Origin of the sequence: Rhodococcus sp. PvP016 (genome assembly GCF_017832185.1) — a bacterium.
Lineage (GTDB): Bacteria > Actinomycetota > Actinomycetes > Mycobacteriales > Mycobacteriaceae > Rhodococcoides.
On sequence record NZ_JAFIBH010000001.1, the window covers coordinates 341,077 to 367,269 of the forward strand.

Below are 26,193 nucleotides of genomic sequence, written 5' to 3' on the forward strand. Positions count from 1 at the left end.
CCCGACGGTCAGTCGGCCACCCCGAGAACCCGGTAGACACGCCAGACCGGTTGATCTGCACCGTCGTTGGGCACCTCGACCACGAGCGAGCCGACTTCGGCGCCGTTCTCCCAGATGGTCGGGTAGCGGCGATTGAGCGCGTCGGACTCGCCGCGGCCAGTGTTCGGCACCGTGAGCATCAGCCGCACACCCGCCTCGGCAGGATCGTTGAGGACGGTCGTGAAGTCCTGGTCGGAGGGCACCACGAACTGCCTCGGGTGACGTGACGCGGCGACGATCGCGAACCCGTAGACCGAGTCCACCAGTACCGAACCGTCGGGCAGACCCTGCGCGTCCAGATAGTCGGCCAGGCCCCGCTCCGTCGAGAACGACGCGATGATCCGCTGCGCCTCGTCCGACCGCTGCCGACTCAGCACCTGGCCCAGCGCGTACTGCTGCGGTGACAGCGACGGCTGCAGGAGCACGTAGGTGGTCACCGGCAGCGACGCCACCGACAGGATCACCGTGCCCACCGCCACGATGCGGCGGAACCGGGTGCGGTCCGTGGGCGCCTCGGGTCGACGCCGCGAGTGTGCGAACGTGCCGGGACGACGGCTCGGGACGGCGCCACGCGCGGACAGCATCTGGATGCATCCGACGAGAGCCAGCGGGATCGCGGCGATGAAGAAGCGCAGGAACCCGAACGTCGATCCGCCGATGTAGGTGAGTGCCTGGAACGCGAGAACCGCGCCGAACAAGGCCGGGGCCACGAGGAATTCGAGGTCACGTCGCCGCCAGGACAGTCCGGCCACGGTCGGCAGCAGCAGCGGAATCGCCGGGCCCAGCGCGAGGACAGCGGTGGCCACGTAGGCCGCGTTGCCGATCGGGTCCCCCGTGGGCCCACCGGACTGCGCGAGGATCGCCGCGTTGCCGTAGGTCGAGCTGAACTGAGCGAACGCCTGCCCGGTGATGATCCAACTGATCGCCGCCCACACCAGGAACGCGACCAGACCCGGCCCCGCCACCAGCACTGCATCGAGCAGCGCCTGTCGACGCATCTCCCGCCAGTGCGGACGGCCCCGGCGCCACAGGGTCACCCCGAAGACGAGGAAGGCTGCGGCCGCGATGGCTGCGACCGCGTCGTAGCGCGTGAGATACGCCAGTGCGAGAGCGATTCCGGCGACGAGCAGATCGTGGACGTCGTCGGTGCTGATCCAGCGCAGCAGTCGACGCGCGGTCCAGCAGAGGAAGAACAGGAAGACGGCCTCGCTCATGCCGTTCGCACCGTAGAACACGATCATCGGATTCACCGCGAACACCAGTGTGAGAGCCGTGGTCTGGACGGGACCGCACCCGCGATCCAGACAGATGCCGCGCACCGTCGTCACCGCGCCCGCCATGAACACGGCGGACACCGCGATGCCGGAGAGGTTCCAGCGGGTGATGGCGGGCAGCAGGTCCGAGAACGCGACCACGGGGAGCTGCAGCAGCGCGGTCAACGGCGTGAAGACGAAGCCGATGGCCGACACGTGCGGATCACGGCTGTGCAGCACCGCCTGCGCGGCGTACGTCCGGCTGAGGGCATCGCCCAGCAGGTACCCGAAGCGCAGCGACAGGACTGCTCCCACGAAGCCGTAGGCGGCGGCGAGGCACGTGAACCACCGGAGCGCCGTCGACGGTCCGCGCGCGCTCACGGCGGCGTGTCCTCGGTGAGCGCGGTGTCCTTCGCGGGTGTCGAGAGCCCGTGGAAGGTCTTCTCCCAGTACGACGGATTCCGCAGCAGCTGCCAACACCCCTTCAGTGCAGCGACACTCATCATCACCCAGTAGAGCGGCATGGTGAGGCTCGGAACGAGGAGGTAGGCGTTCCCGCTCTCCCGACTCGCGACGAGATACATGTAGATGGTGGCGACGTTGCCCAGGATCAGCGAGACGAGCGAGAAGTAGTAGATGTACGGCGGGAACAAGGCCACGATCACACTCGGCTGACCCAGGATCCAGGCTGCGGTGGTGAACCAGAACACCATGTTGATGCAGGCGGTGACGGGCGTGCCGGCGAGCAACAGAGTGAAGCGGTAGGTACCCACCCATCCGAGAGCGCGCACGGTTCGACGCGGACGTCGCATGTGCACCAGCCAGGTCTGTAGATAGCCCTTGTACCACCGGGATCGCTGCCGCACCCAGTTGATGGGATCGCTGTTGGCCTCCTCCAGGGTGGTCGAGTCGAGGACGGCGGTGGAGTATCCGGACGCCGCGATGCGCACGCCGAGATCGGCGTCCTCGGTCACGTTGAAACCGTCCCAGGCACCCACCTCGGCGATGACGTCGGCGCGTAGATGATTCGACGTGCCGCCCAACGGGATCGGCGATCGACTCTTCATCAGACCGGGCAGCAGGTATCCGAACCACAGCGCGTAGTCGGCGGTGAACCAGCCGGTGAGCAGATTCTGAGATCCGTTGTGGAAGGCCAGCTTCGCCTGCACGCACGCCACCGTCGACGGCAGCCTGGCGAAGGCCGCCACGACGCGCCGCAACTGCAGCGGTTCGGGGAGATCCTCGGCGTCGAAGATCGTCACGATGGTGCCGGTGGCGAAGTGCAGGCCGTAGTTGCAGGCCTTGGGCTTGGTCCGGGGATCGCCGGCGGGAACGAGGACGACCTCCACCACCCGACTGACGCCGGCGCGCCTGGCCGCCTCGATGGTGACGTCGTCGTCCTCCTCGAGCAGCAGAAGGACCTGCAGCTTCTCCGGGGGATAGTTCAGCGCGGTCATGGCGGCGATCAGATCGCCCACCACCTCCGGTTCGTCGTACGCCGGAACGAGAATGGTGTAGTCCGGCAGGTCGTCGTCGGGCACGGCGAGCGCCTCGGCGTCGGTGATCGTGACGATGGCCGAGGCATCGAGACCGCGCGCGAAGAGCAGTACCCGATCCACCATCATCGCGATGTACCCGAGAGTGCAGACGACGCTGACGACCACGAGTGTGGCGATGGGCGCGAGGACGAGCGCCGCCACGACCACCACGAGGACGCCCAGTCCGAGGTTGCGCTGCCACGGGACGAACGCCACCGCGGCCGAGGCCAGGGGGTCACGGCGCGCGAGGCCGTCGATCGCGTCCTCCATTGCGGCGGCGCGGAACTCGGCGGTCTCGGTACCGATCCGTGGCGGCCTCGCACGACCGATCTCGGCCGTCATCGGGCGTCCTCCATGCCGGCGGGGAACTGGGCGTCGACCAGCGATGCGCCCACCGATGCCAGCAGACCACGATCGTCGAAGTCGGGGTCGTCGTCCCCGACGACGGTGTTGCCCCGCAGGAACACGGCGAACACCGAGGAGAGATTCGACGCCATGGACGGGGTGGGTTCGGGGAACTCCGCACCCGGCTCGTGGTTGTCCACGCTGATGATCGTGATCCGTTGGAAGACACCGTCGCGTACCCAGTCGAAGACCAGCTTGGTCCAGGTGAGCAGCAGCGTGTCGTCCACCGAGGTGTGGAGGGAGGCCGTCACGCCGTGTCCGAGTTCGACGGGCAGCTCCGGACTGCTTCGGGTGCTCGCCAAGCGGTAGAGCGTCCGCTCCGGGTAGACGGCGAGTGACGCGGCGTTCGTCGTGGTCAGCGTGTCCACCACGACGGTGCGCGGACGCCCGCGCACGTCCCACTCGGGATTCGCCACCGCTGCCTGCAGTTCCTGACGCACGAGCGAGGAGCGCTGCCCGAAGTACGAGCGGACCCACGGATACGTCTCGTCGTCGAGGAGACGCCATCCGGTGGGGGCGGCCAGTGCGGCCGCGACGACGCCGGGCGGACCGACCGTGTCCACGGGCGGCGGCGGAGCGGGCAGCGGCCTGGTGACCAGCGCGACCGCGACCACCACCAGCGTGATCACGGCCGATCGCGCACTCTTCACCGACGGCGCACCGACGGGGCGCCCGAGTGGTCGCTTGGATCGGCCGCGCCGCGCGAGGAGATAGAACAGGGTCCCCGTCGCGGCCGAGGCTCCCACGGTCGGAATCAGTTGCAGCAGAACGATGTCGATGGTCGGGTCCAGAACCAGCAACAGCTGCAGCACGGCGGCGCCGACCGCCACGGTGACGAGGAACCCCAGCGCAGCGCGCCCTCGGGTCCGACCCACCGCGATGGCCCCGGCGACGCCGGCGACGAGCACGAGCACCATGCCGTACGCGAATCGACTGCCGCCCATCGACACCGCGAGGAGGCGGTACAGCATGGGCGACATCGCGAAGGCCAACAGCAGAATCGGCCAGAACTGCCCGACCGGGCGCAGGCCGAAGAGCATGATCGCACCACTGAGGGTGAACAGCACCACGGCGGCGAGGTCGATGTGCAGCAACGCGTACTGATCCGAGTACCGCGGAAGCCAGAGGGCCTGGACGGCCAGCGCGAGCAGGGCGCCGATTCCGCCGACGATGAGATCGGTCTGGCGGTCGTGGATCGGCAGTTCTCCTTCGCGTCGACGGGCTGTCCCCTGCCCCGCGACCACGGCGAGGACGGGGAAGACGAAGACGTAGGCGGTGACGGCGCCGCTGTCCGCCTCCTCGGCGAGACGGATCCAGGTCGGCGCGAAGGCGAACGCCACGCACACGACGAGCACCGCCCACCGAAGCGCAAGGGTGCGGACCGGTCGTGTCACGACGTCTCCGACGAGCCGCCGCTCACGTCGGGTCTCGTCGGCGGCACCTCGTCCTGCCGACCTCTACTGCGCACGAACACGAGCACCGCCGCGACCACTCCGACGAGCAACGCGACGAGCCCGGCCACCAGGATCGCCGAGACGCCGGAGGGGGCGGTCGATCCGGCGGCCACCGGCTCCGACCCCGCGACGTCGGCGGACGACGACAGTGACACCGGTTCCCGCTCGCCCGCACCGAGCACCACGTCGCCGGTCAGACCCTCCCAGCGTGTCGGGTCCGCACCCAGCCAGCTCACCAGGCCGTCGAGCTGGACCGGGTCGGACGCCGTGGCCACGAGCAGGGTCCGGTCGCTGTCGCGGGCCACCTGCACGGACGCGAACGGTACGTCGCTGTCGACGGTGACCTGAGCACCGTCGTCGTCACCCTCCGCGTCGCGCAGGGTCAGGATGCTGGTCCCGGTCGTGGCGAGCGGCAGGGTCAGCCCGGAGTCGCCACCGAGGTCGTCGACACCATCGGGCGCCACCAGCAACCCCGGATCGGAACCGGTGAGCAACTGCTCGACGGGAACCACGGCCGGCGACAACGCGCGAGCCGACAACCGCTGCAGTCCGGTCAGGAGGGTCGCGGCGCGGACGGTGTTCGGCAGATCCTGCTGCGCCAGTGCCACGTCCACGGTCGGCATGAGCGCTTGCGGGACGGAGGCGAAGCCACGCGCGTCCGGTGTCCCGCCCGAGCTCTCGATCGTCGTACCGCCGTCGACGGTCAGGGTCAGTGACCCGCCCGTGGAGCACGCGTCCCCGTTACCCGAGGTCTGCATGACGACGTCGAGCGACGTCACCCGGTCGACCAGGTCCGCGGGCACGTCGACCCACTGATCGATTCTCCCGGTGTCGTCGGCCGGCCAGGTGACCAGATCGTTCGAGCCGACGGAGATCCGGAGCGCACCCGCGATCTCCGAGGACAGCGGGGTGTAGTCACCCAGGACGTGCACACGCAGATTCGACGCCGCCCGTCCCAGGCGCGTCTGGTCGACCGGGACGGTGACCGTGACCTCGCCGGACCCCGACGCCGTCAGTGGGCCGAGCGACATGTCGCCGAGGGTCATCGCATCGGCGGTGAGGGTGGGTCGTTCGCGGACGGCACCGGCCGACACCCGGGTCGAGACCGCCAGCGCGGACACGTCACTGGTCAGCAGCGCGATCTGATCCACGAGGGTGGTCCCGTCACCCGAGACGAACAGTTGCGGGGGTGCGCCGGGTGTCGCGGGGTAGATCAGACGGGCGTCGGGATCGGTGTTCTGCGTGAGCACCACCGATCGCTCGAACGGGCCGTCGGGGGCCGCGCCCCCGGCGGCGCTCGCCGGGACGACGCTCACTCGGACGGGCTGCGAACCGTAGAAGTCGACCACCGAGGTGGCGAGAGTGAGTGCGGCGGTCGACTGGTCCGCCGTGGGCTCGTCCGGCACGAAGATCCGCAGTCCGGACAGCACGGGCGGCAGAAAGTCGGCCACGACCGTGGGATTCGCGGGTGTTCCGACGACGTCCATCGCAGGATCCTGGAGCCGCACGGTCGACGACTCACGGGAGTCGAGGCAGTATCCGGCCGACGGCACCACGGTGGTGGCCATCTCGAGAGTCACGGTGTCGTCCACGACGTCGAGGCCGGTCAGCGGAATCTCGACCGGGGCGGTGGGCACTCCGGTGGGCAGATCGACCCGCCCCACGATCCGGCCGCGGTGCGTGACGTCCAGCCACCCGCGTTCGAGTCCGGCCGGGACCTCGACGATGCCCCGCAACGCGGCGGGAACCGTCCCGGGCGGCACCGGAACCGTGACGACGGCGGATCCGCGCTGACCGGCGAGAGCAATGGAGCCGCCGAGCCCCATCGACGCGAAGCTCAGGGGCGTCGACACCGGTGCGGGTTCCGAGTCCTCCTGCGCGACGGCGAGACCCGGTGAGCTGAGCAACAGGGAGAACACGACGACCGACGCGGCTACGGCGCGTCGACGACTGGGAACCACACGCATCGGCGCAGCACGTCTTTCTCGAGAACGATGGAAAACAGAAGCCGCACAGAATGGCGAATTCGGTCGATCATAAACGAGGCCACCCAGATTCTCGCATCGGCACGGTAACGGTTCTCGTCCGGAATTTGCAGTGTCGCAACAGTATTGCGACTCGTGCCGAGCAGCAGTACAAACCGTTTCATCAGAGACCAGCACGAGAATTGTCGATTCGGTCCGATTGCCTCGTCCGAACGGGGCGCTCGACTCGTGTCGCGTCGGCATTTCCGCGGACACGTCCGGAGATACAGTGTCGCAATGTCATCCGCAGGCGCCGTGCTGCGCGCGGCCGTGGTCGTGGTTCTCCTCCTGACGAGCTGCGCACAGGCCGTCCCCTCCGTCGCGGCACCGCCGCGGACCGCGGCGCGCGTCGCGGCATCGGCCGACGGTCTGACGCTCGACGGCCGACCCTGGTGGCCGTCCGGATTCAATGCCTATCAACTGGCGACGGACTGGTCGGTCAATCAGGGATGTGGGGCGATGGTCGATCTCGATCGATACTTCGCCGCGCTGCCGCCACGCTCCGTCACCCGATTCGACGCCTTCCAGGCACTCGCGATCGACGGCACCACGGGCACGCTGAACTTCGCCCCGATGGACGCGGTCATGGACGCCGCCCGGACACACGGCCAACTGGTGATACCCGTACTCGCCGCCCAGGACGGCGCGTGCGAGGACGAGCAGTTCAAGGACCGCTACTGGTACGCCGAGGGGTGGCGCGACGTCGCCGACGCACGCGCCGTGGTCAGCTTCGAGGAGTGGGTGACGCGGGCGGTCGACCGCTGGCGCGGGGACGCGGCGCTCGCGGCCTGGGAGGTGGTCGGCGAACCGGAACCGGGAGTCTGCGGCGAGTCCTGCGACTGGACCGACCGGACGTGCCCCGCCGATGCAGCATCGGTGCTGCGTCGTTTCGTCGACGACACCGGGGCGCTGGTCCGCTCTCTCGACGCCTCCACACCGATCACGGCCGGCCTGACCGGAGGTGGCCAGTGCGGCACGCAGGGCGACGAGTACCGCGACATCGCCGCGTCGCCGTACGTCGACATCGTCCAGTACCACGATTACGGCGCGGACGGTGTTCCGCTTCCCGGTGATCGGTGGAACGGGCTCGAACGCCGTCTCGTGCAGGCATCGGAGATGGGCAAACCGCTGCTCGTGGGAGAGATCGGTCAGAACGCCGGATCCTGTTCCTCACTGGATCACCGGGTCGAGAACATCGAGACCAAGGTGGCCGGCCAGCGCGCAGCGGGCACCGCCGGGTTCCTGCTCTGGGCCTTCGTTCCCGATCCGCGACCGGGCGAGTGCACCTTCGACATCGGCTACGACGATCCGCTCTGGTCGACCGTCACGCGACTCGGTTCCGGCTGACCCCCGCTCCCCGTCGAGGTCGTGACGGTCGAGGGTCCGGGCTCGAGGTTCGAACGACGTGCCACAGGCTAATCTCAGCTCATGCCACGCAGGTTCGATCACACGGTCCCGTCCACGCTCGCCGCGTCCGAGGTCCACGCCGCCCTCACCACCGAGCAGTACTGGACCGATCGGCTCGAGGCCGTCGGCGGCCCCAAGGCGCAGCTGAACGACGTGACCGTCTCGGGCGACGACGCGGACAGCCGCACGGTGTCGGTGTCGATGACCCAGGCCATCGCGGAGGAGTTCCTGCCCGGTGCCATCACCAGCATCCGCCCGGGCGATCTGATCATCCACCGGACCGAGTCGTGGGGTTCCCTCGACGCGCAGGGCGCCTCGGGCACGTTCGAGGCCAAGGTCGAGGGCGCTCCGGCGTCCATCACGGGCACCCTGGCACTGCGCTCGAAGGGATCCGCATCGAGCCTGACGGCGACGGGTCAGGCCGAGGTCAAGGTGCCGATCTTCGGCGGCAAGATCGAGCAGGCGGTCATCGAGCAGGTTCTCGCGCTGATCGACGCCGAGCAGGAGTTCACCGACACCTGGGCGCCGGAGCACCTCTGACTCACCGGTAACCTCATCGACCATGGCACGTCGCATGAACTACTCGGCTCGGCTCCCGTTCACCACAGAGCAGGTGTACGGGGCGCTGACGACGCGTGACTACTGGGACGCGGTGATCGAGGAGCTGCGGAAGTACTCCGAGAACGAGCTCACGCGCTTCGAGGTCACGGCGGACGGTGTCGACGTGGTCATGCGGCACATCATTCCGCGCGACACCCTGCCCGACGTCGCGCAGGCGGTGATGAAGAAGGACATGGTCATCACCCGCAACATCCATCACGACGCGTACTCCGAGACCACCGCCGGGAAGTACGACGCCTCGATTCCCGCCGGCCCGGGCAGCCTCACCGGCACGACGTCACTCTTCGCCACCGAGGCCGGTTCCACGCTGCGCACCACGTCCGAGGCCAAGGTGTACATCCCCTTCATCGGCGGCAAGCTCGAACAGTTGATGCTCGTGAACCTCGTCGACCTGTGGCGGGGCGAGGGCGAGGTCACGCACGACTGGCTCACGAAGAACGCCTGACCGGCGGGTGGGCCGGAGGCCGGTCGGGATGAGCGAGTGGGCCGGAGGCCGGTCGGGATGAGCGGGTAGGCCGGAGGCCGGTCGGGATGAACGGAACGAACTGCTGGACATCATGATCTCCCGGACCGCTCCGGAGGGTGTGGTCACTCGCGGGACGACCAACATCAACCGGTTGCGGCGCAGCGATCGCCGACTGGTGCACGATCCCGACGTCCGAGCGTTGCTGCGCGGCGCGACGCGTCCCCTGGTGGTCGACCTGGGTTACGGCGCGAGTCCGGTCACCACTCTGGAGCTGGCCGCGCGCCTGCGCACCGTCCGTGCGGACGTCGCCGTCGTCGGGCTGGAGATCGAGCCGTCCCGCGTCGTCCCCGATCAGGACGGTGTTTCCTTCCGCCGCGGCGGCTTCGAACTCGCGGGTCTGCGTCCACACCTGGTGCGCGCGTTCAACGTGCTGCGGCAGTACCCCGAGGACGCGGTACCGGGCGCGTGGGCACGCATCACCTCGGCACTCGCGGAGGGCGGCCTTCTGGTCGACGGCACGTGCGACGAACTGGGGCGTCGAGCCACGTGGGTCACGGTGGACGCGTCGGGACCGCGCAGCCTGACCATCGCCTGGGACCCGTTCACGGTGGAGCGGCCGTCGGATGTCGCGGAGCGGCTGCCGAAGGTCCTGATCCATCGCAACGTCGCGGGCGAGCGCGTGCACGAGGTGCTGCGGGCGGCCGATCGGGCGTGGGACGTGGCGGCGCCGCTGGCACCGTTCGGACCCCGCGTCCGGTGGCGTGCGGCGGTGACCGCCCTGGCGGCGCAGGGGCTTCCGGTCACCGTGCCACGACGACGACTCCGGGACAACGTGCTCGCGTTACCCTGGTCGGCCGTCGCTCCCGCCGAGGACACGCAGTAGCGCGTCGGCCTTGAGGTGCATCTCGTCCACCTCGTCCTGCGGGTCGGACAGCGACACGACGGCACCGCCCGTTCCCACCGACGCGCGGCCGTCCGCGAGCACCACGGTCCGGATGACGATGGACAGGTCCGCCGCGCCGGTGAGCGAGAACCAGCCCAGCGCACCGGAGTACACGCCGCGCGGCCCGCGTTCGAGGCGGTCGATGATCGCCATGGTGCGGCGCTTCGGGGCGCCGGTCATCGATCCGCCCGGGAACGCCGCACGCACACAGTCGACGGCCGAGAGCCCCGGCCGCACCCGACCCTCGACCGTCGAGACCAGTTGATGCACATGGGTGTGGCTCTCGACGTCGAAGAGCACAGGCACGTGCACCGACCCGGGCACGCACACCTGATTCAGGTCGTTGCGGACGAGATCGACGATCATGATGTTCTCGGCGCGGTCCTTCTCGCTCGTCGCGAGGTCGAGTCGTGCGGCCGCGTCCTCCGCCGGCGTGCGCCCGCGAGCCCGAGTTCCCTTGATGGGCTTGGAGTCCACGATGCCCGACGCCGTGATCCGCAGGAAGCGTTCCGGTGACGCGCTGAGTACCGCCAGTCCGGGGAAACGCAGGAACGCCGCGTACGGGGCGGGACTGGCGCGCCGCACCGCGAGGTAGAGGTCGGCCGCGTCGCCGTCGAACGGCACGCTCATCTCGTTGGTCAGACAGATCTCGTAGCTCTCCCCCATCGTGATCTGCTCCAGGCAGTCCGCGATCGCCGCGCGATACGCGTCGTCGTCGTGCCGAGTGTCGACCGCCGGCGGCAGCGCGCCGAGCGGGGTACCGGACGCCGTCGGGCGACCGCGTTCCGAGCGGGGCATCGCGGTCACGGCCGCGGCGGTCTCGTCCAGCCATCCGAGCGCCGCGGTGTCGTCGCCACCGACGAGCGTGAGGGTGAGCAGGTAGGTGCACCGATCGCGGTGGTCGAGCGCGATGAGCCTGTCCGCGAACATCATCCGTGCATCGGCCGTCCGCGATGCATGCGTCGCCGCCCCGCCGGTCTCGGCCTTGAGCTCGTAGCCGAGGTGACCGACGTAGCCGAGGACGAAGTCGAACGGCACCGCGGGCACGTTGGCGATGGTCCGCGCCGCGATCTGCTCACCGAGGTGGTCGAGGAACGACGTGACCGTCTCCTCGGTGGTGCCGTCGGCGGTCGTCGTCGTCACGCACGAGGTGGCGACGTCGTACGACACCTCCTCAGCCAGCGGGCCGTCACCGGGTCCGAGGTAGGAGAACCGGGCACTGCCGTCGAGCTCGGCGCTCGAGTCGAGCCAGAACGTGGACCGTCCGCCGAGCGGGCGCGCCACCTCCTCGGGGTCCGGCAGAACATCGAGACGGCGCACGAGCACCCGGTAGCGGGGGTCGCGCACCACCGGGTCACGCGGCGCCGCGGTCGGCACGGTGGTGTGGGTGCTCGGACGGGCGTCGCGGGCGAGGTCGAGGAAGTTGGCGATCACCTGCAGTCCACGTTCCGTGCCGATCGACTCGGGATGGAACTGCACGCCCCACAGCGGCCGTGACCGATGCCGCAGCGCCATCATCACTCCGTCGTCGGTCCACGCCGTCGCCTCGAGCTCGTCGGGCAGGTCCGTGACGGTGAGCGAGTGATACCGCACCACACGCAGGGGCGACGGCAGGCCGGCGAAGAGATCGGTGCCGTCGTGCCGCACGTCGGACATCCGGCCGTGCATGGGCTCGGGCGCCAGATCGACGACGCCACCGAGGCTGTCCGCGATGCCCTGATGCCCCAGACACACCCCGAGAAGGGGTAGCCCACCGTCTCGGATCACCCTGCTGCTGACGCCCATGTCGGCCGGGCGACTCGGGCGGCCCGGTCCGGGCGAGACGACGACGGCGTCCACCCGGTCCAGCGGGAGCGACGACCACGGGACGTCGTTGTGCACGACGATCGGCGCGGTGCCGGACACCTGCTCCAGGTACTGGGCCAGGTTGTGGGTGAACGAGTCGTAGTTGTCGATCAGCAGCGTGCGCATGAGAGGAACATCCTCTCAGCGCAGCGCCGTCTCCACCCGCTCGGCCACCCTGTCACCGCACTCCACCGCCTGCTCGAAGAGGTCGTCGACGACCAGACGCCCGAGCACCAGACCGTCGGCGACCACCTCGTCGAGGGTGAACTGCGAGATGCCGCCCGCCGCGAGATCGAGCACGGTGCGGACCGGCGTCGTCATGCGGAAGGCACCGGAGAGCTCGATGTCCGCGCCCGTCAGGCGCCCCCGGTGGATCGCGAGGCGCTGGTCGTGCGCTCGCGCCGTCCCGCTGACACGGACGTGGACGAACTGCGGGTGCAGGCTGCCCATGCCGTGCAGCTCGGCGGCGCTCTGGTGGGAGATCACGGCGGTGGGGCCGAGCCACACGCACCACTTCGAGCACTCCTCGAGATCGTGACTCGGCCAGTCCGACAACCGCAACAGATCGGTCTCGACCCGGGTCCATGATCCGTCGGCGACATGCGACTCGATCTCGGACGGCAGGTACCCGGCATCGAGCGCGTGAGCTGCGGTGAAGTACCCGTCCTGTTCGGCGACCACGCCGTCCAGACGTTCCGCCACATCGTCGCCCGCCATGCTCGAAGACTACGTGGTTGTGTCACGCGTCACAGAGAAATGGCGCTGCCGCCGTGCACCCGATCGGCCGGTCCACAGAGGAACCTCAGAGATCTCGTCCACACTGTCTTCCATGACTCACGACACCGCATCCAGACGACGCTCCCGGGTGCCTCTCATCGCCGGAGTGCTGGTCATCGTCGTCATCGCGGCACTCGTCGGCGGCGAGTTCTACGCCCGGAACCGCGTCGAGAACTGCCTCACGACCCAGTTCGAGAGCGAACTGGGTTCACAGATCGACGTCGGCCTCGGCCTGCAGCCCGTCCTGTTCTCCCTCGCGACGAAGAAGTTCTCGTCCGTCGACATCTCGAGCGACGACACGAAGTTCGGGCCGGCACAGGACATGCAGGTCCAGGCGACGGTGAACGACGTCGACCTCACGTCCACGGACACCACGTCCGGTCAGATCGGCAGCAGTTCGGCCGACGTCACGTGGTCGACCGGCGGCATTCTCGCGACCCTGCAGGAGCAGGGCGTCGGCAGCGTCGTGTCCGGTGTGACCAGCGACCCAGCCGCCGGAACGCTGAAGTTCGCCATCGTCGGTGGACTCGCGGAACTCACCGTGAAGCCCGTGGTGCAGGGCGACACGATCGAGGTTCAGACCACCGACGCGTCGATCCTCGGCATCGGTATCCCCACCGACCTCGCGGACAGCGTCGTCTCGGTGCTCACGGACAGCCTGCAGGCCTACCCGCTCGGTATGACACCGGACGCCCTCGAGGTGACCGACGCCGGGATCCGAATGACCCTCAGCGGCGGCCAGTACACGATCCCCGCCGCGCAGGGCGGTCAGCAGCAGGTCACCTGCTAGGAGGCGAAGGCAGTCCGGTCAGTCGGAGAACCCGTCCAACACGCTGCGGGTCCCGGACAGGCCCAGGCGCGTGGCGCCGGCGTCGATCATCGCTCGGGCGGTGTCCGCATCGCGGATGCCGCCCGACGCCTTGACGCCCAGGCGGCCACCGACGGTCCGGGCCATCAGACTCACGGCCTCCGTCGATGCTCCACCCGCGGGATGGAACCCGGTGGACGTCTTGACGAAGTTCGCCCCGGCCCGCTCCGCCGCCCGGCAGCACTCGATCACCGCGCGCTCCCCGTCCGCCGTCGCGAGCAGCGCCGCCGACTCGATGATCACCTTCAGGACGGCGTTCTCGCCCATCGCCTCTCGCACGGTGATGATGTCCGCCAGCACGGCATTGAAGTCGCCCTCCACCGCGGCGCCGACGTCGATCACCATGTCCACCTCGCGCGCCCCGTGCTGCACCGCCAGACGCGCCTCCGACCCCTTGATCAACGAGTGGTGCTTTCCGGACGGGAATCCCGCCACCGCGGCGATCACCAGGTCACCGGTATCGCGGACCGGAAGCATCGACGGCGACACGCAGACCGCGAGGACACCCAGATCCTTCGCCTCCGCGACGAGCGCCCGGACGTCGGCGACCGTCGCCTCGGGCTTGAGCAGAGTGTGGTCGACCATGCGGGCGACGTCGGTGCGCGTGAGGGTTGTCATGCGCTCCACCTTTCCAGACGGAGGCCGGTCGGGATCGGTCAGGAAGGGACGGGTGTCAGTGAGACAATGGCGCCCATGCCGCCCGAATCTCCACGTTCCGACTCTCGCCGCTACGTCCTCACCCTGGGCTGCCCCGACCGCACGGGCATCGTCGCGCGCATCTCGACCTTCCTGGCCGACCTCGGGGGTTCGATCGTCGAGGCCGCCTATCACGCCGACGCGGACAGCGGCTGGTTCTTCACCCGCCAGGCCGTCGCGGCCTCGTCCATCGACATCGGTGTCGACGAGTTGCGCGCACGGTTCGCGGCGGTCGCCGCGGAGATCGGCCCGGATTCCGAGTGGTCGCTGCACGATTCCGGGGAGCGCAAGAAGGTCGTGCTCCTGGTGAGCAAGGAGGGGCACTGCCTCCACGATCTCCTCGGGCGCGCCGCCGGCGGAGAGCTGCCGGCGACCATCGAGGCGGTCATCGGCAATCACCCCGACCTCGAATCCGTCACGCGCGCACACGGTGTGCAGTTCCACCACGTGCCGTTCCCCCGGGACCCCAGCGAGCGCGGACCCTCCTTCGATGCGCTCCGCGATCTCGTCGACGGCTACTCCCCCGACGCGGTGGTGCTGGCGCGCTTCATGCAGGTGCTGCCGGAATCGTTGTGCGAGCACTGGTCCGGGCGCGCGATCAACATCCACCACAGCTTTCTGCCGTCGTTCGTGGGTGCTCGCCCGTATCACCAGGCGTTCGCACGAGGGGTCAAGCTCATCGGCGCGACGTGCCACTTCGTCACCGCCGAGCTCGATGCCGGACCCATCATCGAGCAGGACGTCATCCGCATCGACCATGCGGACGCGGTCGCGGACATGGTCCGTCAGGGCCGGGACATCGAGAAGATGGTGCTCGCCCGCGGCCTGCGCTGGCATCTCGAGGACCGTGTGCTGGTGCACGGCCGCAAGACCGTGGTGTTCGACTAGACAGCTGGTCGTATCAGGCAGCTGGGGTTCGACCCACCACGACGGTCTCGTTGTAGACGAACAGCTTTCCCACCGGACGCGGGAACGGGAACGAGGCGGACGTCGTGCGCTCGATGCCGGCGGCAGCGCAGAGGGCGAGCAGGTCGGCGGCGTCCAACCAGCTCGTGTGCGTCGGGTCGCTGGCGAACCCGACTTCCTGTGGGCACACGATCATGACGACGGAGTCCGGCTGCAGACACGGCAGGTACTCCGTCAGCACTTCGCCCTCCGCGCCCGGCGGCAGGTGCTCGAGCAGGTGGGCCATGAGCATGCCGTCGAAGCCCGTGTCGCCGAGGGCGTGGAACTCCTCGGGTGTGTATGCGGTCATGCCCTGCGAGCGGCAGAACTCGACGGACGCGACGTTGTGATCGACACCGACGCTGCCCGCGGGAAGGTTGCGCAGATTCCGGCCGATCCCGCAGCCGACGTCGAGAACGCGCCGCCCAGCGAGATGGCGTCGGATGTTCCACTGATACGGAGCCTGCACGCGCAGAACGCGTTTCCACCGCGCACCCTGCAGCTCGCGCAGCCGCTCGGTGTAGGCGTCCCCTCTGGTGTCGTCGCTCATGCCGGCAGCTCCGCGAGCCGGACCAGCTCGGCGTCGAACTCCGCGATCGATTCCACCGAGCTCATGTGTCCGACACCGTCGAGTTCGAGGAACCGGCCCAGCACTCCGGCGCGGGAGAGTCGATCGGCGAGCTTGCGGGCGTGCACCGGCGGCGTCAGGCGGTCGCGAGTACCGACGATCACCGACGTCGGGACGTCGATGTTCTCCAGCGCGTCGTGAATGTCCAACGCGGACAGCGCCGATCCCCACATGCCCCGCGTTCGAGGGGAGCACTCGCGCACGATGCGTTCGCAGAACGCCACCTGCGCCGGAGTGGACTCGGCGCCCATCGTCACGTACTTCAGAGCACGAGCGGAGAACGGACTCGACGGGATGGGCAGTGCCGATCCGAGCACGCTCGACGCCACCCGCGCCGGCACCTGCGCGACACCGGGTGGCAACGGGATGACAGTGGTCTCGCGGACCAGACTGTCGGTGGCCGTGTTGGCCAGCAGTATCGCCTTCACGTAGTGGCGCACCTGCGCGGGATACTGTGCTGCCCAACTCATCACGGACATGCCGCCCATACTGTGTCCGGCGACGACTGCCTTGGTGTCCGAGTCGACCGTCGCGTCGAGCACCGCGGCGAGATCGTCCCCCAGGACGTCGGCACCGAGCGGCCGGGTCCCCACCTCACTGGCTCCGTGCCCGCGCTGGTCGTACACGACGACGCGGTACCGTCCGGCGAGGTCGTTGATCTGCGGCGCCCAGAAGTCGGCGGAGCAGGTCCATCCGTGACTGAGGACGATCGGGGCGGCGTCCGGGTCGCCGTACTCGCGCACGTGCAGCGCGGCACCGTCCTCGGCGACGACCGTGCGCACCCGTGGGGTGAGCTCCGGACGCGCCAGCAGTACATCGGTGTCCGCCATCCGCGCCGAGGGCGGTGACGCCCGTCGAGTCGCCCGGATCGAAGCTGCACCGGCCACCGCGACCGCAGCCACGGCGGCGGTCACCACCGCACCACGGGTCATCATCGGTCTCCTGTCCTGGCGCTCGAGCTGGTGCTCGCGCCGTTGCCGTCACTGTCGCCGCTGAGCGCCTTCTCCATCGCGTGCACGATCTCGGCGTCCATGGTCTCCGAGAAGAGCGCCTGCACGGCACGGCTGGCCAGCGGACGCAGGGTGGTGATGAGGTCCGCCATGGCCGAGAGTTCGCTGGGGTCGAGCGTGAACGGATCGGCGCCGCCCGGAACGAACCTGTCGACGACCAGACGCACGAACTGCTGGGACACGCTCGTCAGATCCTGGTGGACGCGCTCGGTGCGGGACAGGATGTCCGGCAGCGCGAGACCCGCGTCGAACAGCACCTTGGCCGCACGGACCAGCGCCGGATTCTCGATGCGATAGCCGTCCCCGTCGCGGGAGAAGACGTCGAGCGCTTCCGCACGCGTCAGATCGTCGTCGCTGATCCGTCCGTCGAACATGGTGTCGATCTCGTCGCGGGTCAGCCGCGCCGGGTGGTCGACGTTGGCGGCGCCGTCGGGATCCTCGGTGCCCAGGACGTCCTCGACGCGGAGTCCGTACTGCGCCGCGGTGAGGAGTTCGCTGATGGTGACGAAGGTGTAGCCACGGTCGAGCATGCGCGAGATCATCTGCAGCCGAGCGAGGTGCGACTCGTCGTACCAGCCCGTCCGACCCACCTTGCGCGGGGGCGGCAGCAGACCGCGGTCCTGATAGACGCGCACGTTGCGGACGCTCACGCCGGCTTCCCTGGCGAGGTCGTCGATCCGGTACTCGGTCAGGCCGACTCGGCGGAGATCCCGGGGATCACGCGAGCGAGCATCGTCGAGTGGGGAGTCCGGCACCCTCAGACCTTAACCCTGCCGCCCTCCCGCACCAGTAACTATTGATTTTCGATAGATCCTGACCGATACTCGATGCATGATCACGGAAAGACGCGTCGTCGCGACACTCAGGGTGTTCCTCGCCGGCCTGTTCGCCCTGCTCGTCCTGTTCCAGGTCATGTCGTTGCCGGGACAGTTCGCGCACATGGCCCGCGAGAACCCGGAATCCGCGTACCTCCGATGGCCCCTCACCGCGCTCACCATCTTCTGGGTGGTGTGCGTGCAGATCGTCGTCATCGCCACCTGGAAGCTGCTCACTCTCGTCCGCCGGGATCGCATCTTCTCCGGTGCCGCGTTCGTGTGGGTCGATGCGATCGTCCGTGCGATCGTGGCCGCCGGTGTGTCGCTCGGTGTCGTGTTCCTCGTCGTCGGGTTCCGCGCGGACGATCCGGGGCCCGTGCTCCTGCTGTTCCTGCTCTGCATGATCGTCGGCGTCGCCGCACTGCTGATGATGGTCATGCGTGCCCTACTGCGGAAGGCGACCGACCTGCGCGCCGACCTCGAGGGCGTCATCTGATGCCCATCGTCGTCCGCATCGACGTGGAGCTGGCCAAGCGCAAGATGAGCGTCGGCGAGTTCGCCGAGCGCGTCGGACTGACCCCCGCCAACGTCGCCGTACTCAAGAACGGGCGGGCCCGCGCGGTGCGGTTCAGCACCCTGGAGACCATGTGCCGGGTGCTGGAGTGCCAGCCGGGTGACCTGCTCGAATGGGTGGACGACGAGACATGATGCGGGTCCCCTAACTTATCGGTACGGCCGGGCGAACACGATCGCGCCGGGTGCCCTACACTTCCGTCATGGTCGACCGCATCGGAACACGTCTACCCACATCCGGAGGTATCACTCCCGTCCGGCTGTTCACGTTGCTCGGCCCCGCGTTCGTCGCCGCCATCGCCTACGTCGATCCGGGCAACGTCGCCGCCAATCTCACCGCCGGCGCGCGCTACGGCTACCTCCTGGTGTGGGTGCTCGTGGCCGCGAATGCGATGGCGGTGCTGATCCAGTACCTCTCGGCCAAGCTGGGCCTGGTCTCCGGACGATCACTGCCGGAGATGCTCGGCGACCGCATGCGTCCCTGGCCCAGGCGGGCGTTCTGGGTGCAGGCCGAGGCCGTGGCGATCGCGACGGACCTCGCCGAGGTGATCGGCGGCGCCATCGCGCTCAATCTCCTGTTCGGCGTTCCGCTCTTCGTGGGCGGTCTCATCACCGGCGTCGTGTCGATGGTGATCCTGGCCGTCCAGTCGCGGCGCGGTCAGCGCACCTTCGAGTTCGTCGTCATCGGCATGCTCGCCATCATCACGATCGGCTTCCTCACCGGCCTGCTGTTCACCGACATCGACGCGGGCGGCGTCGCCGGCGGTCTCGTACCGGGGTTCGACGGCTCCGGATCGGTCCTGCTCGCGGCCAGCATGCTGGGCGCGACGGTCATGCCGCACGCCATCTACCTGCACTCCGCGCTCGCCCGCGACCGCCACGGCGTCGAGAAGGACTCCGGCAAGCTCGACCGCCTGCTGCGCGCGACCAAGTGGGACGTCACGTTCGCGCTCATCATCGCCGGCAGTGTCAACATCGGCATGCTGCTGCTCGCCGCATCGGCGTTCCGCGGTGAGGAGGGCACCGACACCATCGACGGCGCGCATGCGGCCATCGAGAACAATCTCGGGTCCGCCGTGGCCGCGATCTTCGCCGTCGGCCTGCTCGCCTCGGGCCTCGCATCGACGTCGGTGGGCTGCGCCGCCGGTGCCGAGATCATGAAGGGACTGCTGCAGAAGCGGATCCCGATCCAGGTACGCCGCGTCGTCACGTTGATCCCCGCACTGGTGGTCCTGGGTATCGGCGTCGATCCGACACTGGCGCTGGTGCTGAGTCAGGTGGTGCTGAGCCTGTGCATTCCGTTCGCGCTCATCCCGCTGGTGCGCATGACCTCCAGCAGCGCGGTGATGGGCACCCGCATCAACTCACGGACCACCGTGGTCCTCGCCGTCGTCACCACCGGCCTGATCGTCGCGCTCAACGCGGCGCTGCTCTGGCTCACGGTCACCGGCCAGGGGTAGCGACGCGCTACCAGCGCGGTCCGCGCTGGATGTCGTCGACCTTGGGCCGCACGTCCACGAGGTACACACCGATGGCGACGACGGCGATGATGCCGACGAAGCCCACCACCGGGAAGACGAGCAGGATCAGCAGCGCGACCGCGAGAATGGCCACCCACCCCGGCTTGTTCAGCTTGTCCGCGGCGGTGAAGGCGTCGGGGCGCTGGCGGATGGCGTGGAAGAGCGCGAACGCCACACCCACCAGAGCGATGAGTTGCAGGATGTTCATGATCGCGCTGGTCGCGCTGTACGCCATGGGCATGCGGTCATCCTAAACGACACCGACCCCCGCGCTTCGTCAGCGCGGGGGTCGGAATTGTCGCGATCGACTAGCTGGTCGACTTCTTGGCCGGAGCCTTCTTGGCCGGGGTGGCCTTCTTGGCGGGGGCGGGAGTCGAGGCCTTGGCCGGGGCGGCCTTGGCGGGAGCCGACTTCGTGGCCGGGGTCTTCTTGATGGGCGAGCCCGCGTTGTTTCGCGTCTTGCCCTCGACCGTGCCTGCTGCACCCGAGGCGCGATCCGACGCCTTCTGGCCTGCGGTCTTCGCCTTCTGGCCGAGCTCGTCGATCTTCTCGCTCAGCTCGTCGGCAGCCTCGTCGACATTGTCGACGGCGTCCTCGGCGCCTTCCTTGATCGCGTCGGTGGCCTCGTCGGCACCTTCCTGCACACGATCGGACGCGCGGCCCGCGAGGGCTGCGGCGCGCTCACCGACGGCGCGGGTCTGCGAGGCGACGGTGCCGAGGGTCTGCTCGGTGAGGTCGACAGCGTCGTTGGCGACGGCGTTGGCGCGCTCGAGACCGTCCTCGACCGCCGGGTTCTTGCGGATGCGCTCGACCGTCTCCTCGCCGCGCTCGGCGAGTGCGGTGTAGAGGTCCGACGCCACCTTGAGGTACGCCTCGGCGACCTTGCGCAGCTCTTCCGGGGTGAAACGCTCACGCAAGTCGGCGATCTCCTCGGGCAGTTCCTGGGGCAGTGCGTTCAGTCGGCCACGCAGCGTCTCGACGCTCTCGGTGACGTCTTCCTGCAGGTCCGCGAGACGTGCACGGGCGGTGTCGACGCGGTCGTTGACGTCGGCCTGCGTGCTCTCGGCGCGGTTGCGCACCTGGGCCACCACGTCTGCCACGGCCTGGACCACGGCATCTCCGGCGCCGACGGCGGCGAACAGCGGGGTCTTGACGGTGTCGAACTTCGGGTCGGTCATGTGGTTTCTCCTGATGTCGTTTCTGGTGTGGTGCTGCGGCGGAGCGGTTCGGTGCCGGTCTCGTTCTCGCGGCGGAACGAGTAGAAGATCTCGAGGAGCACCTGCTTCTGACGCTCCGTGATGGAGTCGTCACCGAGCACCGCATCGGCGATAGGACTGTGCGGCCGCTCCTCGAGCAGGCCGGCTCGCACGTACAGGACCTCCGAGGACACGCGAAGACCCTTGGCGATCTGGCTGAGGACTTCCGCCGACGGTTTACGCAGTCCCCGCTCGATCTGGCTGAGGTAGGGATTGGAAACTCCGGCGGAGAGAGCGAGTTGTCGCAGGGACACCTGCGCGGATTCTCGCTGTGCGCGAATGAAACTCCCGATGTCCTGAGTCGCCGTACTGACGACCCGTGCGGCGAGATCTCCGGCCACCGACACCACTGTGGTGTCGTCGCCTTCCTTCTCCTGGGATGCCATTCGTGAACTCCTCCACTGGTGAAGTGTGTGCCTCGCATTCCAGGGTAACGAAGGGTGCTAGCAATAGCAAGCACTCTGCTAGCACCCCTGAATCACAATAAACCGCCACCAGGGCACCGAGATCGACAGCGCCCGCCCCCGCAACTCCGGGACCCCACCCTGTGAAAACGGCTTCGAGCCAGCAGAAGTAGCGAGGACCGCCCGAAGTGTCGATCCCGTGACGACAGGCACCGGACATGAACAGACCCACCCGCAAGCAGCTCGTCGAACTCGTCGCCATCGCCCTCCAGGCCGCCGCGATCGCCACCCAGAACACCGGCCACGACGCGATCGCACACACCCTCGACTCCACGCACCACGCTCTCGACCGAGCAGCCGACAATCTGTACGCCCAACTAGCCCGCCATCCCGATGCCGCCGGCCGCGGCCGAGCACGCCGGCACCGAGCGCGAGAGGCCGGCCGAACACGACGGGCCCCGACCGACGACGACCGGGCTCATGACCGGGGCCCGAACGAGGAGCAGGACGAGCCTGAGCAGACCAACGACGAACCCGACACCTGACATGACCCCCCTTGAGCTGTCAGAGAAGCACGCAGCGCCACACCGGCCCCGAAAAAGCAGACCCGGAAACGAGGAAGGCTCGGCCAACAGGCCGGGGCACCCCATCGAGCCGACCCGCTACAGGTACGCCACCTCGTCCTCGCGCAGAATGCGACCGACCCCCCGATCAACGCCTTCCGCGCCGCCGAAGGCTCCACACCCGAATCGGACGCAACCGCCTTGCAGCACGCAGGATTAGTTGCAGATGTCCCAACCCTGCTTTCCACCGATTAGAAGTTTGCGGTAGGCGGATGCACCATTACAGTCGCCGAGATCGGTCGCGGTGAGCTCGACAGGGCCGCCGCTCTCCGGCGAGCCAGCGGGGGCGCACAGCTGGCCCCTGCCTTTTGCTTCCGAGCCACCCCAAGTGGACCAATCGATGTTGCTGATCGTGTTCGCGCACAGCGAGTTTAGCGAGACCGTCTCAGGTTTCGACGTGCCGTACCCCACGGAGTATTGGTCGTCGGCGCGACCAAGGACCACGGTGCCGTCCCATGTAGAGGTGGGCGCTTGGTTGGCTTGTTCGGTGCGTGTCTGGCTCGTGATGGTCCACGTAGCGCTGGTCGGGGTCTTGCTCAGCGCCTCACTCAGGTACGCACCGAAAGCGACGCCTGTCTTACCGATGACCAGCCGAACGACTGCGGCACCGAGACCCTGGGCGCAAGATTTCAAGTCCGCCCCCCACTGCCCTAGGCCGACATCTGTTCGGGTCCCAGAACACTTGACGAGTTCGGGACCCACATCTAGCGCGGCAAAGACACCTTTGAAGGGGCCATTCTGCAGGACTTCTTCGTAAGCCCAAGCTGTCAGAGCGATGGCGTCCATCTTCGAGTTGCGAGTCAAGGTGCCGGTGCGCGGACCTTGCTCGTATTGTCCGAAATTCATCTGAACGGTGTCACCGGGCCCAGCTACCTGGTCGGTATCGGCCATTTTCCTGTAAAGGGCGCGTAGGGACTGATTCCCCGAGTCGGTGTCCGTTAGCACCACCTTTAGTGCGCGGGGGTTTGCTGAAAGTCGCCAGGCGAACGGCGAGTTGATCGTAATCCCGATGCTGGTGCTCGGCTCGGTTGTGTTCAGGCCAGGAGTGTCGTAGATGCACATCCAAGCAACGTTGCCCTCAACGGGGGCAACTGTCTTGATCAAGTTCGGGTACGTCAGTGGCTTATCTACGCAGTCCGGTTTCGGTGACCCCGTTCCCAGGATCGGTTTCACAACCTCGGTGAGTTCCCTGACCACCTCTTCTGGCTTGAACCAAGCAAAAACATCCCAGCTCAGATGGCCGAGGTCCGCCGTCATGGTGTCGCCTTCGACGCGTGCTTCGACCATGTCGACACTGCCGTCTGCACTACGCGACACCACTACGGGCACCGCACCGTCGGGCCCACTTGCGCTTGCGCCCTGCGGCAGCCGATATTCGAGTCGGAGTGGAGCCCCCGGTTGACGGTCACCGTCGAGAGTGATCTGCACAGTGGGTGAAAACGGGTCCAACCATGACACATCCCCCGGCACGACCGCCTGTGCCGCAGGAATCTCATCCGACACGACCAGGTTCGACCCCTGCCCAACCGTGGACGGCCCCTTGATCGTGAAGTCGTTCAGGGTCAGTTCCACCCCGTTCGCAGTTACCTCAGCTTCAGCCCGGTGCGCTTCAGGCGCTTCATTAGCGCTTGAGCCGGAATCCGGGGGGCTACATCCAGCCGTGAACAGTAGAGCGAGCACTGTCACCATGACACCCGCACGATGCATTTGAGCCCTTTCGACATACTTTCTTGCACGCCCGACACGCGGGAACAGTCTTGCCGAGTAATTGGCCCATTGCACGGGACGCATGGAGATTCACCCGTTCAGATGACGGCACCGTCTCATTCCTCGGTCTCGAAGTGCCCGGTTTAGGCGCGTTCGGTCTGGACCGTGCGGGTAGCGCGCAACCACTTGCGCAGGTAGTCCGACGAGAATGCGAGATCGGTGTGGTCGGCGAGGTACTGCGTGAACCAGCCCGACAGGCCGTCCCAATGCTCGGCGTCGCCTGCAGGGTGCAGAGTCCATCCCAGCTCACGTAGCGTCCAGTGAGCTTTGGCGGAGTTGCGCAACATCGAGGTGGTGACCCAGTTCGAGGCGTCGTCTACGCCACCGCGGGTGACCGGGTCGACATGGTCGATGGCCGGAAACAGCTCCCACTGCGCGAAGTGGGTCTCGGTCATCTTCCCGTTGGGATGAGCGGGGAACTCATTCGGCAGCAGCATGGACAGGATCCGGAGCGCCCCCGGATGGATCAGTCGGTCACCGGAATACCGGTCGAGGAAACCGTCACGGAAGAAGATGCGCAGCTTCTCGGTGAGCGTGTATTCGCGTTGGGCTGCTGTGCCGATGACCAGGGGGTAATCGGAGAAGATGATCTTCTTGGCGGCGCCGACGTCTCCTGCACTGAGCGCAACGCAGGCCCGTGCGAGCACGTCCGCCTTCTGCGGCGGCCCGGTCGGTCCGGCACCCACGGTCGGACCGACCGTCATGAGTGCAAGACGCGGCAGCAGAACTGCCAGGTGCGTCGAGAACGTGGCCGTGACATTCGCCCATCATCACACGGTCGCAGCGTGCGGACGCAGCGCCGAACCGCCCGCGTGTCTGCCCGACGTAACGCTGGTGGCAGCTGGTCTGCTGCGCAGCTGTGAAGTCAGCGACTGGAGGCGACACAACGTGATGAGCTCGTCGCCATCACCCTCCAGGCCGCCGCGATCGCCACCAGAACGCCGGCCACGACGCGATCGCGTTCACCCTCGAACCCCTGCAGCTCGCCACCGCGGCCGCACCCGAGCACGCCCGCGGCAGGACGTTTGCCCCTAGTCTCGTCGCATGTCGACGGCACAGCAATTGCATGGTCAGTGGTGGGCGGCAGACGCGGCTGACCGCACCGTGTACGGCGTTTTCACCCTCGGCGACGACGCCGAGCCACGGCTTGATCTCGGCAGTGAACTACTGGGCTTTTCGCGCGACTCCGTCACCGTGCACGGCAGTTCGGGCGGTCGAGCCGTCTCGATTTTTGGCGCGTACGTTACGACCGAGAGCGGCATCGTTCGTAACGGCGAAGATCACCGTCGCCAGACGGTCGAGGGTGCCGGCGTAGTGATCGGACCGAACCACGTGGCCGATAAGAGCGCTCTGGCTTTCGCCGAGGCGGTAGTCGAACTGGACTACTTGACGTTCTGGACGGCCGAGTTCGACCCTACGATTTCGCACCCGCCCGGCGGCAAAATCTCCTTCACCGTTCCCGATCCGCTACCCCGTACCGCGTCTTACGGCGCCGTCGAAGTCACGGTCGGCAGCTATTCCAGCTATTCCGGTCGGAGCCGCTTCACCCGCGACGATATGACCCTTCCCGGCCGGTTCAAGAACATCATCTCCGTATCGAGCGTCGAGCTTCTCTCAGTTGACGACCACCTTGCCATTTCGCGCCGCCTCTCCGACCTCGTCACGATCGCGATGCGCCGTCCCGCAGGTGTCCGCGCCATTACGTTTCATGAGACCGTCGGCTCCTCCGGCATCAGTGACCGCTATGAATGGTGGAGCGCGGATGACCTCCCGGAGGAGAACACCGCCCTGGACGAGCGCAGTCGACGTCGAATCAATTTTCGGTTGTCCGACGTCGACGATGTCGAGCAGCTGCTCGGTCGGTGGAACGAACTCCATACCGGCGCCTTTTATGGTGTGGCGTCCTTGGTCGCACAGCTACGCGAAACAACCACGTTCTACGAAACTCGTTTGCTGGGTGTGTGCGGAACACTCGAGGCCCTCCACCGGGGGCTCTACCCAGACCCGAAGAAGGTCGACTACCGACAGAGGTGTGCAGCTCTCGCCGCTATTCCTCCAGAAGCGGCGCGCGCACTTGTCATCCCCGACATCGACGAATGGGCGGGACACCTTACGAAGGCTCGAAACCACCTCGCACACGGAGACGAGCCAACCGAACGCACCGTGCCAGAGGATATTTGGTACGGATTGCATGAACGCACTGTCGCACTGCTGGTCCTGGTCATGATGACGAAACTCGGTATATCCGAACATGTTCAGGTGAAGGCGCTGAATTCCGGTGCTCTTCGAAGCGCGACCAACCAGATCTGACCCGGA

General features: G+C 67.8%; 26 protein-coding genes. 11 read left to right on the top strand and 15 right to left on the bottom strand.

The genetic code is table 11. The annotated features are described in order from the left end of the window. Positions 1–8: 8 nt before the first annotated feature. Genes JOE30_RS01410 through JOE30_RS01425 form a run of 4 tightly spaced genes read right to left on the bottom strand, consistent with a single transcriptional unit; the run spans position 9 to position 6,656 of the window. Complete coding sequence (locus JOE30_RS01410; RefSeq protein ID WP_204869077.1) at positions 9–1,673, bottom strand: glycosyltransferase family 39 protein; 1,665 nt, start codon at positions 1,671–1,673, stop codon at positions 9–11. Continuing rightward, entirely contained in the window at positions 1,670–3,172 is a 1,503-nt protein-coding gene (locus JOE30_RS01415) for a glycosyltransferase (protein WP_204869078.1), read from the bottom strand. Before JOE30_RS01415 ends, JOE30_RS01410 begins: the two co-directional genes overlap by 4 nt. Continuing rightward, positions 3,169–4,629 carry a hypothetical protein gene (locus tag JOE30_RS01420; RefSeq protein WP_204869079.1) on the bottom strand — a complete coding sequence of 487 codons (1,461 nt, stop codon included), beginning with the start codon at positions 4,627–4,629 and terminating at the stop codon, positions 3,169–3,171. Before JOE30_RS01420 ends, JOE30_RS01415 begins: the two co-directional genes overlap by 4 nt. After that, positions 4,626–6,656, bottom strand: a complete 2,031-nt coding sequence (locus JOE30_RS01425) for a hypothetical protein (protein WP_204869080.1) — start codon at positions 6,654–6,656, stop codon at positions 4,626–4,628. Before JOE30_RS01425 ends, JOE30_RS01420 begins: the two co-directional genes overlap by 4 nt. A 294-nt stretch (positions 6,657–6,950) precedes the next feature. Here JOE30_RS01425 and JOE30_RS01430 point away from each other — a divergent pair, with 294 nt between their 5' ends. From JOE30_RS01430 to JOE30_RS01445, 4 genes are all read left to right on the top strand, one after another. Then, positions 6,951–8,060 (top strand): beta-mannosidase, encoded by a 1,110-nt coding sequence (locus tag JOE30_RS01430; protein ID WP_204869081.1) that lies wholly within the window; start codon positions 6,951–6,953, stop codon positions 8,058–8,060. 81 nt (positions 8,061–8,141) lie between these two features. Then, the gene (locus tag JOE30_RS01435; RefSeq protein WP_204869082.1) at positions 8,142–8,660 is read left to right on the top strand and encodes a DUF2505 domain-containing protein; all 519 of its coding nucleotides are present in this window, start codon (positions 8,142–8,144) and stop codon (positions 8,658–8,660) included. A gap of 22 nt (positions 8,661–8,682) precedes the next feature. Further along, positions 8,683–9,186: a DUF2505 domain-containing protein gene (locus tag JOE30_RS01440; protein ID WP_027506337.1), complete on the top strand. Its 504-nt coding sequence runs from the start codon at positions 8,683–8,685 to the stop codon at positions 9,184–9,186. 112 nt (positions 9,187–9,298) lie between these two features. Continuing rightward, the gene (locus JOE30_RS01445; RefSeq protein ID WP_204869083.1) at positions 9,299–10,090 is read left to right on the top strand and encodes a class I SAM-dependent methyltransferase; all 792 of its coding nucleotides are present in this window, start codon (positions 9,299–9,301) and stop codon (positions 10,088–10,090) included. On the opposite strand, the gene pabB is transcribed toward JOE30_RS01445, so the two are convergent. Then, entirely contained in the window at positions 10,049–12,121 is a 2,073-nt protein-coding gene (gene pabB, locus JOE30_RS01450) for an aminodeoxychorismate synthase component I (protein ID WP_204869084.1), read from the bottom strand. The genes JOE30_RS01445 and pabB overlap by 42 nt on opposite strands. 15 nt (positions 12,122–12,136) lie before the next feature. Next, a complete protein-coding gene (locus JOE30_RS01455; RefSeq protein ID WP_204869085.1) occupies positions 12,137–12,712 on the bottom strand; it encodes a hypothetical protein in 576 nt (191 codons plus the stop codon). A 112-nt stretch (positions 12,713–12,824) separates the two neighbouring features. Between JOE30_RS01455 and JOE30_RS01460 the strand changes: the two genes are divergently transcribed. Continuing rightward, positions 12,825–13,562 carry a DUF2993 domain-containing protein gene (locus tag JOE30_RS01460; protein WP_204869086.1) on the top strand — a complete coding sequence of 246 codons (738 nt, stop codon included), beginning with the start codon at positions 12,825–12,827 and terminating at the stop codon, positions 13,560–13,562. Between the two features lie 18 nt (positions 13,563–13,580). On the opposite strand, the gene deoC is transcribed toward JOE30_RS01460, so the two are convergent. Beyond that, positions 13,581–14,258, bottom strand: a complete 678-nt coding sequence (deoC, locus tag JOE30_RS01465) for a deoxyribose-phosphate aldolase (RefSeq protein WP_204869087.1) — start codon at positions 14,256–14,258, stop codon at positions 13,581–13,583. A 75-nt stretch (positions 14,259–14,333) separates the two neighbouring features. On the opposite strand from deoC, the gene purU reads away from it, so the two are divergent. After that, a complete protein-coding gene (purU, locus tag JOE30_RS01470; RefSeq protein ID WP_204869088.1) occupies positions 14,334–15,224 on the top strand; it encodes a formyltetrahydrofolate deformylase in 891 nt (296 codons plus the stop codon). A 13-nt stretch (positions 15,225–15,237) separates the two neighbouring features. Here the strand turns inward: purU and JOE30_RS01475 are convergent, their stop codons facing one another. The 3 genes from JOE30_RS01475 to JOE30_RS01485 are packed head-to-tail and all read right to left on the bottom strand — an operon-like array spanning position 15,238 to position 17,674. Further along, on the bottom strand, positions 15,238–15,831 hold the full coding sequence (locus tag JOE30_RS01475) for a bifunctional 2-polyprenyl-6-hydroxyphenol methylase/3-demethylubiquinol 3-O-methyltransferase UbiG (protein ID WP_204869089.1): 594 nt from the start codon (positions 15,829–15,831) through the stop codon (positions 15,238–15,240). Next, a complete protein-coding gene (locus JOE30_RS01480; protein ID WP_371831695.1) occupies positions 15,828–16,844 on the bottom strand; it encodes an alpha/beta fold hydrolase in 1,017 nt (338 codons plus the stop codon). The genes JOE30_RS01475 and JOE30_RS01480 overlap by 4 nt, the downstream gene beginning before the upstream one ends. Further along, positions 16,841–17,674 (bottom strand): MerR family transcriptional regulator, encoded by an 834-nt coding sequence (locus tag JOE30_RS01485; RefSeq protein ID WP_307806022.1) that lies wholly within the window; start codon positions 17,672–17,674, stop codon positions 16,841–16,843. The genes JOE30_RS01480 and JOE30_RS01485 overlap by 4 nt, the downstream gene beginning before the upstream one ends. Before the next feature lie 76 nt (positions 17,675–17,750). Here JOE30_RS01485 and JOE30_RS01490 point away from each other — a divergent pair, with 76 nt between their 5' ends. The 3 genes from JOE30_RS01490 (at position 17,751) to JOE30_RS01500 (ending at position 19,767) form a co-directional block, all read left to right on the top strand. Continuing rightward, complete coding sequence (locus JOE30_RS01490; RefSeq protein ID WP_204869090.1) at positions 17,751–18,230, top strand: DUF2975 domain-containing protein; 480 nt, start codon at positions 17,751–17,753, stop codon at positions 18,228–18,230. After that, positions 18,230–18,442 (top strand): helix-turn-helix transcriptional regulator, encoded by a 213-nt coding sequence (locus JOE30_RS01495; RefSeq protein WP_027506327.1) that lies wholly within the window; start codon positions 18,230–18,232, stop codon positions 18,440–18,442. Before JOE30_RS01490 ends, JOE30_RS01495 begins: the two co-directional genes overlap by 1 nt. A gap of 68 nt (positions 18,443–18,510) precedes the next feature. Next, positions 18,511–19,767, top strand: coding sequence for an Nramp family divalent metal transporter (locus JOE30_RS01500; RefSeq protein ID WP_204869091.1), 1,257 nt, complete (start codon positions 18,511–18,513; stop codon positions 19,765–19,767). A gap of 7 nt (positions 19,768–19,774) precedes the next feature. Here JOE30_RS01500 and JOE30_RS01505 read toward each other — a convergent pair whose 3' ends face one another. The 3 genes from JOE30_RS01505 to JOE30_RS01515 all read right to left on the bottom strand — a co-directional run bounded on the left by JOE30_RS01505 (position 19,775) and on the right by JOE30_RS01515 (position 21,469). Continuing rightward, positions 19,775–20,068 (bottom strand): DUF2516 family protein, encoded by a 294-nt coding sequence (locus JOE30_RS01505; protein WP_027506325.1) that lies wholly within the window; start codon positions 20,066–20,068, stop codon positions 19,775–19,777. 67 nt (positions 20,069–20,135) lie between these two features. Next, positions 20,136–21,005, bottom strand: a complete 870-nt coding sequence (locus tag JOE30_RS01510; RefSeq protein WP_204869092.1) for a heparin-binding hemagglutinin — start codon at positions 21,003–21,005, stop codon at positions 20,136–20,138. Next, positions 21,002–21,469 carry a helix-turn-helix domain-containing protein gene (locus JOE30_RS01515; protein WP_042574932.1) on the bottom strand — a complete coding sequence of 156 codons (468 nt, stop codon included), beginning with the start codon at positions 21,467–21,469 and terminating at the stop codon, positions 21,002–21,004. Before JOE30_RS01515 ends, JOE30_RS01510 begins: the two co-directional genes overlap by 4 nt. Before the next feature lie 236 nt (positions 21,470–21,705). Between JOE30_RS01515 and JOE30_RS01520 the strand changes: the two genes are divergently transcribed. Next, a complete protein-coding gene (locus JOE30_RS01520) occupies positions 21,706–22,032 on the top strand; it encodes a hypothetical protein (RefSeq protein ID WP_204869093.1) in 327 nt (108 codons plus the stop codon). A gap of 234 nt (positions 22,033–22,266) precedes the next feature. On the opposite strand, the gene JOE30_RS01525 is transcribed toward JOE30_RS01520, so the two are convergent. Together JOE30_RS01525 and JOE30_RS01530 are read right to left on the bottom strand one after the other, a co-directional pair. Further along, a complete protein-coding gene (locus tag JOE30_RS01525) occupies positions 22,267–23,682 on the bottom strand; it encodes a hypothetical protein (protein WP_204869094.1) in 1,416 nt (471 codons plus the stop codon). Between the two features lie 278 nt (positions 23,683–23,960). Then, positions 23,961–24,581, bottom strand: coding sequence for an HNH endonuclease (locus JOE30_RS01530; RefSeq protein ID WP_204869095.1), 621 nt, complete (start codon positions 24,579–24,581; stop codon positions 23,961–23,963). A gap of 340 nt (positions 24,582–24,921) precedes the next feature. On the opposite strand from JOE30_RS01530, the gene JOE30_RS01535 reads away from it, so the two are divergent. Further along, on the top strand, positions 24,922–26,187 hold the full coding sequence (locus JOE30_RS01535) for a HEPN domain-containing protein (protein WP_204869096.1): 1,266 nt from the start codon (positions 24,922–24,924) through the stop codon (positions 26,185–26,187). Positions 26,188–26,193 lie beyond the last annotated feature (6 nt).

Bases quoted from the DNA above. Each gene is read 5' to 3' on its own strand.
- JOE30_RS01415 (WP_204869078.1), bottom strand. From the start codon at position 3,172: ATGACGGCCGAGATCGGTCGTGCGAGGCCGCCACGGATCGGTACCGAG.
- JOE30_RS01425 (WP_204869080.1), bottom strand. From the start codon at position 6,656: ATGCGTGTGGTTCCCAGTCGTCGACGCGCCGTAGCCGCGTCGGTCGTC.
- JOE30_RS01430 (WP_204869081.1), top strand. From the start codon at position 6,951: ATGTCATCCGCAGGCGCCGTGCTGCGCGCGGCCGTGGTCGTGGTTCTC.
- JOE30_RS01435 (WP_204869082.1), top strand. From the start codon at position 8,142: ATGCCACGCAGGTTCGATCACACGGTCCCGTCCACGCTCGCCGCGTCC.
- JOE30_RS01440 (WP_027506337.1), top strand. From the start codon at position 8,683: ATGGCACGTCGCATGAACTACTCGGCTCGGCTCCCGTTCACCACAGAG.
- JOE30_RS01445 (WP_204869083.1), top strand. From the start codon at position 9,299: ATGATCTCCCGGACCGCTCCGGAGGGTGTGGTCACTCGCGGGACGACC.
- pabB (WP_204869084.1), bottom strand. From the start codon at position 12,121: ATGCGCACGCTGCTGATCGACAACTACGACTCGTTCACCCACAACCTG.
- JOE30_RS01455 (WP_204869085.1), bottom strand. From the start codon at position 12,712: ATGGCGGGCGACGATGTGGCGGAACGTCTGGACGGCGTGGTCGCCGAA.
- JOE30_RS01460 (WP_204869086.1), top strand. From the start codon at position 12,825: ATGACTCACGACACCGCATCCAGACGACGCTCCCGGGTGCCTCTCATC.
- deoC (WP_204869087.1), bottom strand. From the start codon at position 14,258: ATGACAACCCTCACGCGCACCGACGTCGCCCGCATGGTCGACCACACT.
- purU (WP_204869088.1), top strand. From the start codon at position 14,334: ATGCCGCCCGAATCTCCACGTTCCGACTCTCGCCGCTACGTCCTCACC.
- JOE30_RS01475 (WP_204869089.1), bottom strand. From the start codon at position 15,831: ATGAGCGACGACACCAGAGGGGACGCCTACACCGAGCGGCTGCGCGAG.
- JOE30_RS01480 (WP_371831695.1), bottom strand. From the start codon at position 16,844: ATGATGACCCGTGGTGCGGTGGTGACCGCCGCCGTGGCTGCGGTCGCG.
- JOE30_RS01490 (WP_204869090.1), top strand. From the start codon at position 17,751: ATGATCACGGAAAGACGCGTCGTCGCGACACTCAGGGTGTTCCTCGCC.
- JOE30_RS01495 (WP_027506327.1), top strand. From the start codon at position 18,230: ATGCCCATCGTCGTCCGCATCGACGTGGAGCTGGCCAAGCGCAAGATG.
- JOE30_RS01500 (WP_204869091.1), top strand. From the start codon at position 18,511: ATGGTCGACCGCATCGGAACACGTCTACCCACATCCGGAGGTATCACT.
- JOE30_RS01505 (WP_027506325.1), bottom strand. From the start codon at position 20,068: ATGCCCATGGCGTACAGCGCGACCAGCGCGATCATGAACATCCTGCAA.
- JOE30_RS01510 (WP_204869092.1), bottom strand. From the start codon at position 21,005: ATGACCGACCCGAAGTTCGACACCGTCAAGACCCCGCTGTTCGCCGCC.
- JOE30_RS01515 (WP_042574932.1), bottom strand. From the start codon at position 21,469: ATGGCATCCCAGGAGAAGGAAGGCGACGACACCACAGTGGTGTCGGTG.
- JOE30_RS01520 (WP_204869093.1), top strand. From the start codon at position 21,706: ATGAACAGACCCACCCGCAAGCAGCTCGTCGAACTCGTCGCCATCGCC.
- JOE30_RS01530 (WP_204869095.1), bottom strand. From the start codon at position 24,581: ATGACGGTCGGTCCGACCGTGGGTGCCGGACCGACCGGGCCGCCGCAG.
- JOE30_RS01535 (WP_204869096.1), top strand. From the start codon at position 24,922: ATGTCGACGGCACAGCAATTGCATGGTCAGTGGTGGGCGGCAGACGCG.